This is a genomic window from Brenneria izadpanahii (assembly GCF_017569925.1).
Lineage (GTDB): Bacteria > Pseudomonadota > Gammaproteobacteria > Enterobacterales > Enterobacteriaceae > Brenneria > Brenneria izadpanahii.
This window is the reverse complement of sequence record NZ_CP050854.1, coordinates 2,403,817-2,419,825: the sequence shown is the minus strand read 5'-3', so window position 1 is coordinate 2,419,825 and position 16,009 is coordinate 2,403,817. Positions and strand designations below refer to the sequence as shown.

At 53.9% G+C, this 16,009-nt stretch carries 12 protein-coding genes; 5 read left to right on the top strand and 7 right to left on the bottom strand.

From position 1 onward, the window contains the following. Positions 1-50 precede the first annotated feature (50 nt). Positions 51-1,448 (bottom strand): class II fumarate hydratase, encoded by a 1,398-nt coding sequence (fumC, locus tag HC231_RS10930; RefSeq protein WP_208230994.1) that lies wholly within the window; start codon positions 1,446-1,448, stop codon positions 51-53. Positions 1,449-1,751: 303 nt separating this feature from the next. Here fumC and manA point away from each other — a divergent pair, with 303 nt between their 5' ends. The 4 genes from manA to add all read left to right on the top strand — a co-directional run bounded on the left by manA (position 1,752) and on the right by add (position 6,730). Beyond that, a complete protein-coding gene (gene manA, locus HC231_RS10925; protein WP_208230993.1) occupies positions 1,752-2,924 on the top strand; it encodes a mannose-6-phosphate isomerase in 1,173 nt (390 codons plus the stop codon). Between the two features lie 61 nt (positions 2,925-2,985). Next, the gene (locus HC231_RS10920) at positions 2,986-4,536 is read left to right on the top strand and encodes a YdgA family protein (protein ID WP_208230992.1); all 1,551 of its coding nucleotides are present in this window, start codon (positions 2,986-2,988) and stop codon (positions 4,534-4,536) included. Between the two features lie 84 nt (positions 4,537-4,620). Continuing rightward, complete coding sequence (locus tag HC231_RS10915; RefSeq protein WP_208230991.1) at positions 4,621-5,583, top strand: arsenic resistance protein; 963 nt, start codon at positions 4,621-4,623, stop codon at positions 5,581-5,583. Positions 5,584-5,716: 133 nt separating this feature from the next. Continuing rightward, on the top strand, positions 5,717-6,730 hold the full coding sequence (gene add / locus HC231_RS10910; protein ID WP_208230990.1) for an adenosine deaminase: 1,014 nt from the start codon (positions 5,717-5,719) through the stop codon (positions 6,728-6,730). 147 nt (positions 6,731-6,877) lie between these two features. Here add and HC231_RS10905 read toward each other — a convergent pair whose 3' ends face one another. The 6 genes from HC231_RS10905 to HC231_RS10880 all read right to left on the bottom strand — a co-directional run bounded on the left by HC231_RS10905 (position 6,878) and on the right by HC231_RS10880 (position 13,928). After that, positions 6,878-7,891 (bottom strand): bile acid:sodium symporter family protein, encoded by a 1,014-nt coding sequence (locus tag HC231_RS10905; RefSeq protein WP_208230989.1) that lies wholly within the window; start codon positions 7,889-7,891, stop codon positions 6,878-6,880. Between the two features lie 169 nt (positions 7,892-8,060). Further along, on the bottom strand, positions 8,061-9,107 hold the full coding sequence (locus HC231_RS10900) for an oxidoreductase (protein ID WP_208230988.1): 1,047 nt from the start codon (positions 9,105-9,107) through the stop codon (positions 8,061-8,063). Between the two features lie 68 nt (positions 9,108-9,175). Continuing rightward, positions 9,176-10,129: an arabinose operon transcriptional regulator AraC gene (gene araC, locus HC231_RS10895; RefSeq protein ID WP_208230987.1), complete on the bottom strand. Its 954-nt coding sequence runs from the start codon at positions 10,127-10,129 to the stop codon at positions 9,176-9,178. A gap of 234 nt (positions 10,130-10,363) precedes the next feature. After that, positions 10,364-11,368 carry an L-arabinose ABC transporter permease AraH gene (gene araH, locus HC231_RS10890; protein WP_208230986.1) on the bottom strand — a complete coding sequence of 335 codons (1,005 nt, stop codon included), beginning with the start codon at positions 11,366-11,368 and terminating at the stop codon, positions 10,364-10,366. A gap of 18 nt (positions 11,369-11,386) precedes the next feature. After that, positions 11,387-12,910, bottom strand: a complete 1,524-nt coding sequence (gene araG, locus HC231_RS10885) for an L-arabinose ABC transporter ATP-binding protein AraG (RefSeq protein ID WP_208230985.1) — start codon at positions 12,908-12,910, stop codon at positions 11,387-11,389. Between the two features lie 34 nt (positions 12,911-12,944). After that, positions 12,945-13,928 (bottom strand): arabinose ABC transporter substrate-binding protein, encoded by a 984-nt coding sequence (locus HC231_RS10880; RefSeq protein WP_208230984.1) that lies wholly within the window; start codon positions 13,926-13,928, stop codon positions 12,945-12,947. 371 nt (positions 13,929-14,299) lie between these two features. Between HC231_RS10880 and HC231_RS10875 the strand changes: the two genes are divergently transcribed. Then, positions 14,300-15,985: a ribulokinase gene (locus tag HC231_RS10875; RefSeq protein ID WP_208230983.1), complete on the top strand. Its 1,686-nt coding sequence runs from the start codon at positions 14,300-14,302 to the stop codon at positions 15,983-15,985. Positions 15,986-16,009: the final 24 nt, after the last annotated feature.

The following is a 16,009-nucleotide window of genomic DNA, read 5'->3' as shown; positions in this document are numbered from 1 at the left end:
TTATTTCTATGCCTGCCGGCAATAATACCGGCAGGCGAGACAGAGACTAATTAGTTTTTCAGACTGCCGACCATATCCTGCGGCCGCACCCACTCATCAAACTGCTCTCCGGTAAGATAGCCCAGCTTCAGCGCCGAAGCTTTTAACGTCAGCCCCTCTTTATGCGCTTTTTTAGCGATTTCAGCGGCTTTGTCGTAACCGATATGAGTATTAAGCGCCGTCACCAGCATGAGCGATTCATTCAGCAGTTGATCGATACGCTCACGATTCGGCTCAATGCCAACCGCGCAATGCTCATTAAAGCTCTTCATTCCGTCGGCCAGAAGACGAATGGATTGCAGGAAATTATGAATCACCATAGGACGATAAACATTCAGTTCAAAGTTACCCGATGCGCCGCCCATATTAACCGCAACGTCATTCCCCATCACCTGGCAGCACAACATCGTCATGGCTTCGCACTGCGTAGGATTGACTTTACCGGGCATAATGGAACTGCCGGGTTCATTTTCAGGAATACTCAGTTCGCCGATGCCGCAGCGCGGACCGGAAGCCAGCCAGCGAACGTCATTGGCGATTTTCATTAATGAGGCGGCCAATCCTTTCAGTGCGCCATGCCCGTGAACCAACGCATCGCAGGTGCCTAATGATTCAAATTTATTCGGCGCGGTGACGAATGGCTGTCCGGTTAGCTTAGCCAGTTCGGCGGCGACCCGCACCGCATACTCGGGATGCGTGTTTAACCCGGTGCCGACCGCCGTTCCACCCAGCGCCAGTTCGCACAAATGCGGTACGCTGTTTTCAATATGCTTCAGGTTATGTTGCAGCATGGCCGCCCAGCCGGAAATTTCCTGTCCCAGCGTTAATGGCGTCGCATCCTGCAGGTGGGTACGTCCGATTTTTACGATATCTTTGAACTGTTCGGCTTTCGCCGCGAGCGTACGCTGCAACGACGTCAGTTCGGGGATTAGATGTTCGTTAATCGCCAGCACGGCCGCAACATGCATTGCCGTGGGGAAAACATCGTTGGAGCTTTGGCTTTTATTAACATCATCATTGGGATGGACCAGACGGTTGTTTCCTCGTTCCCCGCCCAACAGTTCACTGGCGCGGTTCGCCAGCACCTCGTTCATATTCATATTGCTTTGCGTGCCGGAACCGGTTTGCCAGATGGCCAACGGGAATTCGCCGGCAAGTTTGCCCGCCAGCACTTCATCCGCCGCCTGCACAATGGCGTTTCCTTTATTTTCGGGCAGTAATTTCAAATCCATATTGACGCTAGCCGCCGCGCGTTTTGTCTGCGCCAGCGCGTAAATCAATGCCCGCGGCATTTTTTCTTCGGAAATACGGAAGTGCTCAAGCGAACGCTGCGTCTGCGCCCCCCATAAGCGATCGGCAGGAACGTCAATCGGCCCCATCGAATCTTTTTCACTACGCGTGGTTGTCATAACCTTTTCTCCTTAAGTATCACAAAATAGCGGGGAAAGCCGGCTTGTCTACAACAGTAAAATGAACGGAATAACACTAATGCCCGTTAATTAAGTCTGGGTTGATTCATCCAACCAGGAACGCCCCAGAATATCCTTCCTTAAACGATCAACATTAGGTTATAGCCAGCCAGCACTGTCTGGAATAGTGACACATAAAACATTACCATGATGTGAGCAGAAGCGGTGTATTCGCAGCCATTCCTTATTATTAATTATTTTAACTTAGTTAATCAACAAGTTACTTAACGTCAGGAAACTAACATGCAAAAAATGCTCAATCGTGTCCAGCATTACGCTTGGGGCAGCAAACACGCGTTAACTGAGCTATATGGCATTGATAATCCTAATGATTTACCAATGGCAGAATTATGGATGGGGGCCCACCCCAAGTGCAGTTCCCATGTCATTGATGAAAAAGGAAACGATCGCAGCCTGCGGGAAGCGATCGCCGAGAATCTGTCCGCGCATCTCGGCGCGAAAGTCGCGCAGCGTTTCGGGGAATTGCCATTTTTGTTTAAGGTGCTGTGCGCCGCACAGCCGCTGTCTATCCAGGTACACCCCAGTAAATCTTCGGCAGAACAAGGATTTGCCAAAGAAAATGCGGCCGGCATCCCGATGGATGCAGCAGAAAGAAACTATAAGGATGCTAATCACAAGCCTGAATTAGTTTTCGCGCTAACCCCGTTTCAGGCGATGAACGGCTTTAGAGAATTATCTGAAATTGTCACATTATTGCAGCCGGTCGCCAGCGCGCATCCGTCGATTTCCGCTTTTTTGCAACAGCCCGACAGCAAAAATCTCGCCATGCTGTTTGCGAACCTGCTGAGTATGGACGGAAAGCAGAAAAGTCAGGCATTGGGCGTATTAAAGGCCGCGCTGAACAACCAACCGGATGAACCCTGGGCGACCATTCGCGATATTACCCGGTTTTATCCGGACGACAGCGGTTTGTTCTCTCCGCTGTTGCTCAATGTAATTACGCTTCAACCCGGCGAAGCCATGTTTTTATACGCGGAAACGCCGCATGCCTATCTGAACGGCGTGGCTCTGGAAGTCATGGCCAACTCGGACAACGTCCTGCGCGCTGGATTAACGCCTAAATACATTGATATCCCGGAACTGTTGGACAATGTGAAATTTGTAGCCAAACCGGCCGCTCAATTGCTGACGGCCCCAATTCAACATGGAAATGAGCTAAGCTTTCCTATTCCCGTAGACGACTTCGCCTTTTCCCTGCATAACCTGAACGGCGAACCGCAAGCGCTCAGCCAAAATAGCGCCGCCATCGTTTTCTGCGTCGATGGCGAAGCGTTACTGCAAAAAGACGATCGGCGGATCGAACTCAAAGCGGGCGAATCCTGTTTTATTTCCGCCGACGAGTCGCCGGTGGTGGTTCAGGGACAAGGGCGCATCGCGCGCGTATTTAATCGGTAATTACCGATATCTCTCGCCCGGAAGAATCTGGGCGAGTTTTTAATAAAAGGATGAATATAGAATGAAAAAATCACTCATTGCCGCCGGCGTTATTATCGCATTGGGAGCAATCTGGACCGGTGCATCCTGGTATACCGGCAAACAATTGGCTCAGAATATTGATGAGTTTACCGACAATATTAATACACAGCTAAAAGCCGCTTATCCCGACGCCGCCCTGAAAGTCGTATACCGCGACTATCAAGGCGGAATTTTCAGCAGTAAATTAGCCTACGTTCTGCAACCCGATGGTTCGGGGAAAAGGCAGCAACTGCTTGAGCCGGGCGAGGAAATCGTCATTAATGAAACCGTTTCTCACGGTCCCTTCCCTTTGGCGCAGATCAAAAAATTCAACCTGATCCCCGCTATGGCGTCCGTACACGGCGAGTTGGCGAATACGCAGGTGGTCAGTCCTCTATTCTATCTCACGCACAATAAACCCTTTGTCACGGCTGAAACGCGCGTCTCCTACAGCGGAGATACCCATACCGACATCTCGCTGTTACCCATCGAACACCAGGACGACAATCAGAAACTGTCGTTCAGCGGCGCTGAAATCCAGTTAGACGTCGCCAGCGATTTCCGCAGCAACAAACTGACGGGCACGATCGGCAACATACAGATGGAAATGAGAAACCAGTGGGGTGAGATGGAACAACTCACGCTAAAAGACTTCGCCATGGACGTCAATAACCTTAAAGGCAAGTTTGATATCGGCATAGGCGACGGCAACATTACCGCCAAATCCGTGGCATTAAACGTTGAGGGCGGCGAACCCATCTCGCTGAACAATTTTGCAGTGCAAAGCACCGTGACGGAAGATGATAAAAATCTGGCGGGCAAATCAGCAATAACGTTGGAATCGCTGACCATCGGCGGCCGTAACCTGGGTTCCGGCCACCTCAATATCACCTTTTCCCAGTTTGATGGCGAAGGCGCGAAGCAATTCGTCACCGATTACCAGAAAGCGATTCAACAGCTTTGGCAAACGTCGAGCGACATCAATCCGCTTGCTTACCAACATCAGGTCATCATGGTTTTCCTGCAAAACTTGCCTAAATTGCTGAAGGGAAATCCAAACGTATCGATCGCCCCGCTTAGCTGGAAAAACAGTAAAGGCGAAAGTACCTTTACGCTCTCGCTGGATATGACCGATCCGCTTCAAAACAGCGCCAAAGCCGCCGATCCTGAAGCCTCCGATGAAGAGAAAATCATCCTTCAATCAGTCAAAAAATTCGATGCTAAATTGAACGTGCCGTTGGAAATGCTGGCAGAATTGATGGTTCAGGCGGACAAACAACCCGCCAATGATGAAGAACGGGAACAGGCCGGTAAAATGGCGCTTCAGCAAGCCAATATGATGGCGAGCATCGGCCAGATGAACAAGTTAACGGTCACGAAGGACGGCGCAATCACCAGTTCATTACAGTATGCCGACGGTCAGGTTGATTTTAACGGCAACAAGATACCGCTGGCAGATTTCATCGCGCCGCTTATTGGCATCCCCGGAGAAGACGGCGAAGAATCGCTTCCCCAACAGCCGGAAGAACCCGTCGCTCCGCCCGCGCAATAAAACCGATAAAAAATCCGTGGCGGCGGCATAGCCGCCACAGGCGCTTTCCCTATTTGAATTCGTCGTACCGTTGAGAGTTCTAGCATGCAAAAGCTGAAAATGTTAATGGAAGAGCGCCAGACTGCTATCTACTTCATCTCTGTTATCTCGGCGGTATTGATTGCCCTGCTGCTTCCCGGCACAGAAAAACTGGATGTAGCGATCAATCCCGCACTGGCGTTAATGCTGTTTGTTACTTTTTTGCAGGTGCCGCTAACCTCCCTGAAAAAAAGTTTTACTCAAATCCGGTTTCTTGCCGCCCTGCTCATCGCCGATTTTATCGTAATCCCGCTGTTTCTGGCGTTACTTATTCCCTATTTACCCGCCGAGCCAATCATCCGGCTGGGCATTCTGCTGGTGTTACTGGCGCCATGTATTGACTACGTGGTGACGTTTTCCCACCTCGGACGCGCGGATGCGCCGCGATTGCTGGCAGCGACGCCGGCGCTGCTTATCGTGCAAATGCTGGCGCTGCCGTTTTATCTTGGCCTTTTTCTTAACCAGGAAGCGGCCGATCTCGTCCATATCGCGCCATTTTTCCATGCGTTCATCTGGCTTATCGCGCTTCCCCTGCTGCTGGCCGGCGCCGTGCAATGGGGAGCCCGCCGCTCTCCCGCGCTAGATAAGTTCGCCGACGGACTCGGCTTTCTCCCCGTTCCCGCAACAGCGTTGGTGTTATTCGTGGTAGTGGTTTCCGTCATCCCTCAGCTTAAAACCACCTGGTCGATCGTTCTGACAGCCGTTCCGTTCTATGTGCTATTCGCGATCGTCGCGCCAACGTTAGGCTGGCTGACCGGCAGGCTATTCCGGCTTGATACCGCCAGCGGCCGCGCCGTTGCGTTCAGTGCCGGGACGCGCAATTCGCTGGTCGTTTTGCCTTTGGCGCTGGCTATTCCCGGCGCGATCCCGCTGTTGCCGGCGATTATCGTTACCCAAACCCTGGTAGAACTGCTGAGCGAACTGGTTTATATCCGCCTCATCCCCAAACTAACCGCGAGGACACGGTGAACATCCGGCTAATGCGTCCGTTCTGACTTTTTTCAGCAACGATTGGCAATTTGCCGTTATTTGTTTTTATACTTCACCGCATTCGACGGGCCCGGCCCGACTGACTAATATCACTATTTACAAAGAGTACATCATGATCGATACGCGACTCCCATTAACGGATATTCATCGTCACCTTGATGGCAATATCCGGGCGCAGAGCATTCTGGATCTGGGCCGCCAGTTCAATATTTCATTACCCGCCAACGATCTAGAGTCTCTTCGTCCTCATGTTCAAATCACTTCCAATGAGCCGGATTTATTAAGCTTTTTACGCAAACTGGATTGGGGGGTCGCCGTGCTGGGATCGCTGGATGCCTGCCGCCGAATCGCTTATGAAAATGTTGAAGATGCGGTCAACGCCGGATTGGATTATGCGGAACTCCGTTTCTCCCCATACTATATGTCGATGAATCACCGGCTTCCGATTGAAGGCGTGGTTGAAGCGGTAATTGACGGCGTGGCCGCAGGATGCCGAGATCGCGATATTGATGTGCGTCTGATCGGCATCATGAGCCGCACCTTCGGCACCGACGCCTGCCAGCAGGAACTGGATGGTTTGCTGGCCCACCGTGACCACATTGTCGCGCTGGATCTGGCGGGCGATGAACTGGGATATCCCGGCGAACTGTTTTCATCACACTTCAAGCAGGCTCACGACGCGGGCTGGCATATTACCGTCCATGCCGGAGAAGCGGCCGGCCCTGAAAGCATCTGGCAGGCCATCAACCAACTGAAGGCGGAACGCATTGGTCACGGCGTCGCCGCCATCGTCGATAGCAGTCTGATGACCTACATGGCTGAAAACGCCATCGGCGTCGAATCCTGCTTGACGTCCAATCTGCAAACCAACACCGTAGCCTCTCTGGAGCAACATCCGCTGATACATTTTCTGCGCCATGGAATTCCCGCCACGATTAACACCGATGATCCAGCGGTGCAAGGCATTGAGATCCGGCATGAATATGAAGTGGCCGCGCCATTAGCCGGATTAACCGCCAAAGAAACCCGTCAGGCGCAGGAAAATGGATTGAAGATCGCGTTTCTCAGCGAACAGGAAAAGCAGCAATTGCGCGAGAAAGTGCAGCGTAAGCGCGGCCAGGCATGATAACTCACGCCGGATTTGCTTCCTCCCCAGGGACGGTCTCTAAGTCCGCATAAAAATGTGACTAACAGACAACCTTGGCAAGGTAAGCGGCGGTGCGGGGTTAGAACCTCAAACTTAAATAAAGGCGGCATTCGCCGCCTCATAGCGTTATTTATCGCCTGCCGCCATAGAAACCTGCTCGGCTTCGGCGCGCTTTGCCCTGTTCGCATAACGCTGGGCCAGCGCCGCACAGACCATCAGTTGAATCTGATGGAATATCATCAGCGGCAACACCATTGCCCCCACCGCCGCGGCCGGAAACAGTACGCTGGCCATAGGGATGCCATTGGCCAGGCTTTTCTTCGAGCCGCAAAATACGATGGTGATCTCATCGGCGGTATTAAAGCCGAGCTTGCGCGCCGCCAGCGTATTCACCACCAGCACAATCGCCAATAGCACAATGGAACACCCCACCACGGCTAATAAAGACCAGCCGTTGATCTGGCTCCAAATCCCCTGAACAACCGCCTCGCTAAAGGCGACGTAAACCACCAGCAGAATGGATGACCGATCCGTAATATTGATTAATTTACGGTGACGCTCAACCCAGTTGGCAATCAGCGGCCGGGATAGATGCCCGATCACAAACGGCACCATCAGCTGCATGATAATGGAGCCGATGGCGTGCAACGTATCCGTATGCCCTCCGCCTTGGGTATGCATCAGCAGACCGACCAAGATGGGAGACAAAAATACCCCCAGGATACTGGAAGCCGAGGCGCTGCAAATGGCGGCGGCGACGTTGCCGCCGGCCATTGAGGTGTAGGCGATGGCCGATTGTACCGTGGCCGGCAAAGCGCATAGATAAAGAAAGCCCAGATACAGCGTCGGCGTTAACACCACCGGCACCAACAGGCTCATTCCCACGCCCAGCAGCGGGAACAGGATAAATGTACTGGCAAACACCACTATATGAAGCCGCCAGTGCCCCATTCCCGCCGTAATGGCTTCCCGGGACAGCTTTGCGCCATGCATAAAAAACAGCAGCGCGATAGCTGCTGTCGTCAGATACTCAAAAAAGACCTGCGCGGCGCCTTCACAGGGGAAAAATGACGCCGCCGCCACCACTGAAATCAATACCAGCAAAAACTTATCAATTCTCAACCGCTGTAGCCACGCCATTATTTACACCTTTATCACGGCCTTCTATCCCCGCCACTTTTCAGTTTTCAAGACGTTATTCCGCATCTTGAAATATCGGACATCATCAGCTTCGTTTTAAACAGTACAGGCGATCCTAAGATCGCCTGCTTAAACCTAACTGTAATGTCTATGATAAAAATCGGCAATACTAGCTATTTTTTAGCGTCATCACTCTTTTCTGCTGATGGGAGGCTAAACCAAGCTCAATCAACTCCATTACCTGCATCGCCTGATGCACCGTCACCGGATTTTCGCCCTTCCCGGTTAACGCGTCGCGGATCGCGGCATAATAGGCGGGATAATCGCCGGGTAGCGTTGAAACGGTCTGTTCCGCCGTCACGCCGTCGCGGAACAGGGTCAGCACGCCGTCCTGTTTGTCTTGCCCCCAGTTCGCCAGCGGCGGGCGTTCCCCGAGTTTCAGCTGTTCTTCCTGCGAATCAAGGCCATACTTAACAAAACTACCGCGCGAGCCATGGACAATATAGCGGGCGGAAGGCGCAACCACCAACATGCTGGCATGCAGCACCACCCGGCGCTGGGGGTAAATCAGGGTCGCGTGAAAATAGTCAGTCGCTTTGCTGCCGGGCCTTAACTGCGCCAGGTCGACCTGAATAGCGACCGGCAGGCCGAAAAGCTGCAAAGCCTGATCCAGTAAATGCGGCCCTAAATCGTACCAGATGCCGCTCCCTTCACTGCCATCTTCGCGCCAGCGCTGGCGGATCTCCGGACGGTAGCGGTCAAAGTGGGACTCCATGTAAACCACGTCGCCCAACACGCCGGTATGAAATACCTGTTTTAACGTTAGAAAATCGCTGTCCCAGCGCCGGTTGTGAAACACGGAAAGCAGTTTTCCCATATGCTCGGCCAGCAGACTTAGCTCATGAGCCTGTGACAACGTCACGGTGAAAGGTTTATCCACCACCACATGCTTACCGGCGGTCAACGCCTGTTTAGCCAAGGGGAAATGAGTGTCGTTCGGGGTTGGAATAACGATAAGGTCGATATCCTTATCATTAAATAACGTATGAGGATCGCTCACTACTTTGACTTTCGCCCAGTCCGCATGAACCTTATCGGCATTACTGCTGGAAACCGCCGTCAGTTCCATACCCGGCGTTCCGGCAATCAATGGCGCATGAAACGTCTTGCTCGCATAACCGTACCCCAGTAACCCAACACGAATTACGTCACTCATGAAGATTCCCCTTCGCATTCACTTTGTAATTTGAACACAGTATAGCACCAGGGAAATCCCGTTATCTCCTATGACATTTCCGAAGTTCGGTCGATGCCGCCGGCGTCGGGAGATCTCTTTTCCCATATCAAAGTCTCCTTGCGCGCCGCCGGATAGTTGATTTCACTGCGGCTGCGGCGGAAGTCGCTCGGACTGACCCCCACCCGTTTACGAAATACGCGGGAGAAATAGAGCTGATCGTCATAACCGACGACCCTGCCGATAGTGGCGATGGACTCTTGCGTCGTCTGCAGCAGCAGTTTGGCGCGGATCACCCGCTGGTCTTCCCGCCAGCGTAAGATGTTGATTCCCACCTGCTCGCGGAATAGATGGGCCAACCGCGACGGCGACAGACACACGTGCCGGGCGACTTCATCAATGCGCAGTTCCCCGGCCAGATTGCCGGTGATAAATTGGCAGGCTTCAATTACCCGCGGATCCATTATTTTTTGCGGACTTTGCGGATCCTCCTCCATCGCCCTTAATAACAGGCGCTCCAGCAAATTCATCCCCAACTCTTCCGAAAAGCGCCGGCCAGAGCGCTGGGTTTGTTCAATGTTGGCGAATAGCCGATCGAACTCCAGCAACAGCTGATTATTCGGCAGGCTCATACGGCCAACGCCACAGCTTTTGGTATGCCACTCCAGCCAGTCGGCCCAGTATGCGCGGGGACGAAAATAGACCCAACGGTGATACCAGCAGTCGCAGTCAGGCGCACGTCCGTAAAAGTGTTTTGACTTAGGCGGGAACAATAGCAAGTCGCCCGGAGAGCAATAAAAGGCGTCGTCTCCATCAAAAACCTGTCCCCGGCCCTTGATGGTGAGATTAATGATGTAGCCCTTCATGCCATCGGGGCGATCGATAAAGAAGTCCAGCGGCCCGTCCGCCAGGATCGGCGTCAATCCGGCGACCAGATAGGCGTTAAACGAATAGCCCGGCAACAACGGATTAGACTGGGATTCATGCGCCACGCGGTGATACATCGCCCCTCCGGAATACGCAAAGTAATAACAAACGACAGCCTGGCTACAGGAGATATCCACCTGAGTAACTATGGTGTTAACCGCCCGCCGCCAAACTGCCTTACCCCGTTATGCCCGCGCAAGGCGGGCGTCTCAAAAAGCTCTGGCTGTTCCCGCGTTTTCCGCCTTAAAACGGGGGAGCCTCGGGATCAGCCAGCGATGCGCCTCATGCTAAGGATATAAGCATGAGGAAACTTACACGGTTTTCTTGGCCAGCTGTTTGTAACGGTCAAAGATGACCGCGGCCAGCAGAATCAAACCGCGCACCACGTACTGCGAGAACGGAGAAATATTCAGCAGGTTCATCGCGTTTTCCACGGTTCCCAGAATCAAGACCCCGGCGACGACATAGGAAATCTTCCCGATGCCGCCCTTCAATGAAACCCCGCCGAGCACACAGGCAGAAATCACAATCAGCTCATAGCCAATCGAGGTCATCGGCTGTCCGCTGGTCATACGCGATGCCAGGATAATGCCCGCGGCGGCGGAGACCAGGCCGGAAAGCGCAAAGATGATGATTTTGGTGCGAACCACGGGCACGCCGGCCAAACGCGCCGCCTCTTCATTTCCCCCGATCGCCAGCGTATTGCGCCCGAAGGTGGTTTTATTCAGCAGCAGCCCGAACAGGATCATACATATCACGGTGAGCCAGATGGGCGCCGGAAGCCCCAGCCAGTTGGCATAGCCCAGTTCAAAAAAACGCTCGTCTTCGATACCCACCGCTTTACCATCGGAGATGATGTAAGCCAGACCGCGTGCAATCTGCATCGTCGCCAGCGTGGTGATCAACGCGTTGATTTTCAGCCGGGCAATGATAAAGCCGTTAATTAAACCGAAAGCGATGCCCAGCAATAGACCGGCCCCGACGCCGATCCACAGGCTTTGACTGATATTGATGACCACCGCCGTGGTCACGCCGGCGCAGGCGATAATCGATGCGACGGACAAATCGAAATCACCGGAGGCCAGGCAGAACAACATACCGCAGGCCACCATACCCGACATCGACATCGCCAGCCCCAACCCTTTCATATTGATAAAGCTGGAAAAGTTTGGGACGAAAATCACACAGCCCAAAAACAGCGCGGCAAAAACCACCAGCATGCCGTAGTTATCCCAAATGCGGGAAATCCCCGACCCGTTTTCCTTCTTCTCCGGGCTAGCCGACGCAACCGTTGAATCTGTTTTACTCAATGGCATGGTTCTACTCCTTTGCGGTCAGGCAACCGCGGGTTCAATATCAGGGGTTCGTAACATCGCCAAACTCAGCGCTTTCTGCTCAGTGGCTTCATCGTGCAGGAGTTCGCCGGATACCGCGCCTTCGCGCATCACGATGATGCGGTCGGCCAACCCAAGCACTTCCGGCAGATCGCTGGAAGCGAACAGAACGGCAATGCCCTGTCTCGCCAGCTCATAGATGACGTGGTAGATTTCATGTTTGGCGCCGACGTCAATTCCGCGCGTCGGTTCATCCAGCAAAATGACTTTCATCTCTTCGGATAACCAGCGGCCCAAAATCGCCTTCTGCTGGTTGCCGCCGGAAAGATTCATCATCAACTGCTCCGCGCTGGGGGTTTTAATGTTCAGCGCCTGAATACGTTGTTGCGAATTCTCATCTTCCCATTGATTATTAATGAAAAAACCGGCCTTCAAACTCTTGCGCCGCGCGCTGATATTGATGTTGTCGCGTACCGAATGAACGGCAATGATCCCCTCCGCCTTGCGATCTTCGGGACAAAGCATGATCCCCTGGCGGATCGCCTCGATCGGCGAGTTGACGACCAACGGCTTGCCATCCAGCAGCACCTGTCCGCCGGTGATTTGGGTTGCGCCGAACAGCCCTTTCAGCAGTTCGCTGCGTCCAGCGCCCACCAGCCCGAATAACCCGACGATTTCCCCCTGCCGCACATGCAGCGAAACGGCGGATTTCACCCCCGGCGCCTTCACCTCTTTCAAGGTCAGGCGCTCCTCGCCATGCGGACGGGGCGAGTAGCCATAGATATCCCCCAGATTTCTCCCGACCATCGCCTGAACCAGCAGTTCATGGTTTACCTGCCGCATATCATCGAACGTGCGCACATATTGGCCATCTTTAAACACGGTGACGGCGTCGCTCAGCGCGAAAATTTCCTCCATACGGTGCGAAACGTACAAAATCACCCGGCCTTCGCTGCGTAACTCGCGGATAACCCGGAACAATTGCTCGATTTCGCGCGCGGATAGCGAACTGGTGGGCTCGTCGAAAGCGATAATCTTGGCATTACGGGCCAGCGCTTTGGCGATCTCCACCATTTGCCACTGGCCGATGGAAAGGTATTTGAGCGGCGTATCGGGATCGATATCCAATCCCAGATGATCGAGTTGCAACTGGCTTTCATAGCGCATCAGAGAATAGTTGACCACGCCGTATTTATGCGGAAACTGGCCAAGGTAAATATTCTCCGCCACCGTCATTTCCGGCACCAGATGCAACTCCTGATAAATGATCGCGACCCCTTGATTCAGCGCGTCCATGGTATTGTTGAAGCGCACCGGCTTACCTTGAATATGGATTTCCCCGGTTGAAGGCAAATAGTTACCGCTCAAAATCTTTAATAGCGTGGATTTACCCGCTCCGTTCTCTCCCATCAAGGCATGGATCTGCCCGGCATAACAGGAAAAGCTGATGTCCGTCAGCGCCTTCACTCCGGGAAACTCTTTTCCAATGCCATGAAATGATAAGTAGGGCGACTGTGCTGTCATGTCCATTTCCTCATGGTTAAACGGTGATCGGCCGTTACATCAGACCTTTTTTCTCCAGCTCGACTTTGAAGTTGTCGCGGGTGATCAGCACAACATCGGTGACTTCGGTGAATTTTTCCGGCTCGACGTCTTTCGTCACCCAGTCATTCAACATCTGGATGCTCTTATAGCCGTGGATATCCGGGCTAGGCAGCAGAGAACCATAAAAACCCGTGGCCTGTTCTTTAGACAGCTCGCTTACCGCATCCACGCCGTTAATGCCGATGCCGATCACGTTCGGCGCCTTGAAGCCCTGTCCTTCCGTGGCGCGCACGCCGCCCAGCACGGTGTTGTCGTTCATGCCGACGATCAGCCAGTTTTTCACTTTAGGATGCTGAACCAGCATGGAGTTGGCGGCGTCGAATGCCCCCGGAATATCATTGGATTTGGTCGGCACCTGATAGATCTGCTTTTCCGGGAAGCCGGCGGCTTTTAAGGCTTCCATCGATCCGGTGGTGCGGCGGCGGGCGGTATCCAACTCATTGGCGGTGATCGCCATAACGGCGGTTTCATCGACTTTCCAGCCGCGTTTATTCATCTCTTTCCACAGCTCCTGCCCCTGACGTTCGCCAATTTTCGTGGCCGCCATCATCACCAGCGGCACCGTATCCATAGGTTCGCCCCGGGCATTCACGAACTGATCGTCCACCGCAATCACTTTCAAATCGTAACTGCGCGCTTTAGCCACTATCGCCGGCCCCAATTTGGGATCGGGAGTACAGATAACAAATCCCTTGGCTCCGCTGGCCGCCAGGCTATCAATGGCGTTGAGCGTTTTTTCACCATCCGGCACGGCGATTTTAATCACGTCAAAACCGAGATCTTTTCCTGCTTTATCAGCAAACTTCCATTCGGTTTGAAACCAGGGCTCTTCCGGCTGCTTAACCAGAAATCCCAGTTTCAATGTGTCGGCGATAGCCGATTGTGACATAACGGCCGCCAACCCGATTGTTACCAGTACCTTAGTGAATTTATGCATGATGTTCTCCGGTATATTTGTCGTTTTACGCGCCAACGGTTCTGAAACGTGTAATCGTTTCCAGAAGGGCATTCCCGGTCTGGATAAAGGAAAAACACCGTATTAATGCAATTCCCTTACTCAGCAGCATTCAGACGCCCTACTTTCTAGCTGGTATTTTTCACCAGAAGATAGAGCGTTATCACATACCGGAACAACGGCAGATTTGTGCATATATATAGCGAATTTAACCAGCCATTAACTTTTGACGAACATCACAAAACGACCATCAGCGGCAGAAAAATGCATACTTCCAGCTAACGCCTCCTAACGCCGTCGCCCGTCTCTCTTTATCGTTACGACACGACGGGCAGGACCAACAGGAGCAAACAATGAGTGCGGATGCGATTACTATCGGCCTCGACTTTGGCAGTGATTCGGTGCGCGCATTGGCCGTTGACTGCCAGAGCGGGCAAGAATTGGCGACGGACGTGGTTTACTATCCCCGCTGGCGCGAAGGGAAATATTGCCAACCGGCCAGCAACCAATTCCGCCATCATCCCCTGGACTATATTGAATCGCTGGAACAGGCCATTCGCGCCGTCGTAGAACAGTTGACGCCGGAGCAGCGCCGGCAGATCGCCGGCATCGGCGTGGATTCGACCGGCTCCACGCCCGCACCCATTGATGCCCAGGGACAGGTTCTGGCATTGCGGCCTGAATTCGCCGACAACCCCAACGCCATGTTCGTGCTATGGAAGGATCACACCGCAATAGAAGAGGCGGACGCCGTCAATACGCTGTGCCGCAGCGGCCGGTTTGCGGATTACACCCGCTATATCGGCGGCGTGTATTCATCTGAATGGTTCTGGGCGAAAATACTTCATATCTCGCGTAAGGATGCCGCCGTTCGTCAGGCCGCGGTATCCTGGATCGAACTGTGCGATTGGCTGCCCGCCCTGCTCTCCGGCGCCACCACGCCAAATAGCATCAAACGGGGCCGTTGCAGCGCCGGACATAAATCGCTCTGGCACCCGGACTGGGGCGGCGTGCCGCCGAAAGCATTCTTGCAGGCGCTCGACTCCTGCCTGACCGAAAAACTGCAATATCCGCTGTTTACCGATACCTGGACCGCCGAGCGGCCCGTCGGCGTCATTAGCGCCGAATGGGCGGAACGGCTCGGTCTGCCGAAAACCGTCGCGATCGCCGGCGGCGCTTTCGACTGCCATGTCGGCGCCGTTGGCGCCGGCGCGCAGCCCTATACGCTGGTGAAAGTGATCGGGACATCGACCTGCGACATCCTGATTGCGGAGGAAGATCGTATCGGCGGCCGGACGATCAAAGGTATTTGCGGCCAGGTCGATGGCAGCGTCGTGCCTGGTTATATCGGTCTGGAAGCGGGACAATCCGCCTTTGGCGACATGTACGCCTGGTTCGGCCGTCTGTTGGGCTGGCCATTACGGCAGGCCGCCGGCGATCGCCCGGAGCTTGCGGCGGCGCTGCAGGACACGGAAGCCCGGTTGCTGGAACGGCTCACCCTCGCCTGGGCGGACAACCCAACGCTGGACCATCTGCCCGTAGTGCTCGACTGGTTTAACGGACGCAGAACCCCCTTCGCCGATCAGCGCTTAAAAGGGGTGATTGCCGATCTCAATCTGGGTACGGATGCGCCGACCCTGTTCGGTGGGTTTATCGCCGCCACGGCTTTCGGCGCCCGCGCCATTATGGAATGTTTCGAAAATCAGGGTGTGCCGGTCGAGAATATTCTGGCGCTGGGCGGCATCGCCCGTAAATCCCCCACCATCATGCAAGTCTGCGCCGATGTGATGAACCGCCCGCTGCAAATCGTCGCGTCCGACCAGTGCTGCGCGCTGGGGGCGGCCATCTTTGCCGCCGTCGCCGCGGATATTTACGCCGACATTCCAAGCGCACAGCGCCGGATGTCCAGCGGCATCGAGCGAACATTAACGCCTGATGGCCGGCGCGTCGCGCAATACCAGCGCCTTTACGAACGTTATCAACAGTGGTGCCGCATAGCTGAACCGGCTTACCGCGCGACGCCCCGGACAGAAGCCTGATTCGTCGGTTAATTATCTTCTCTT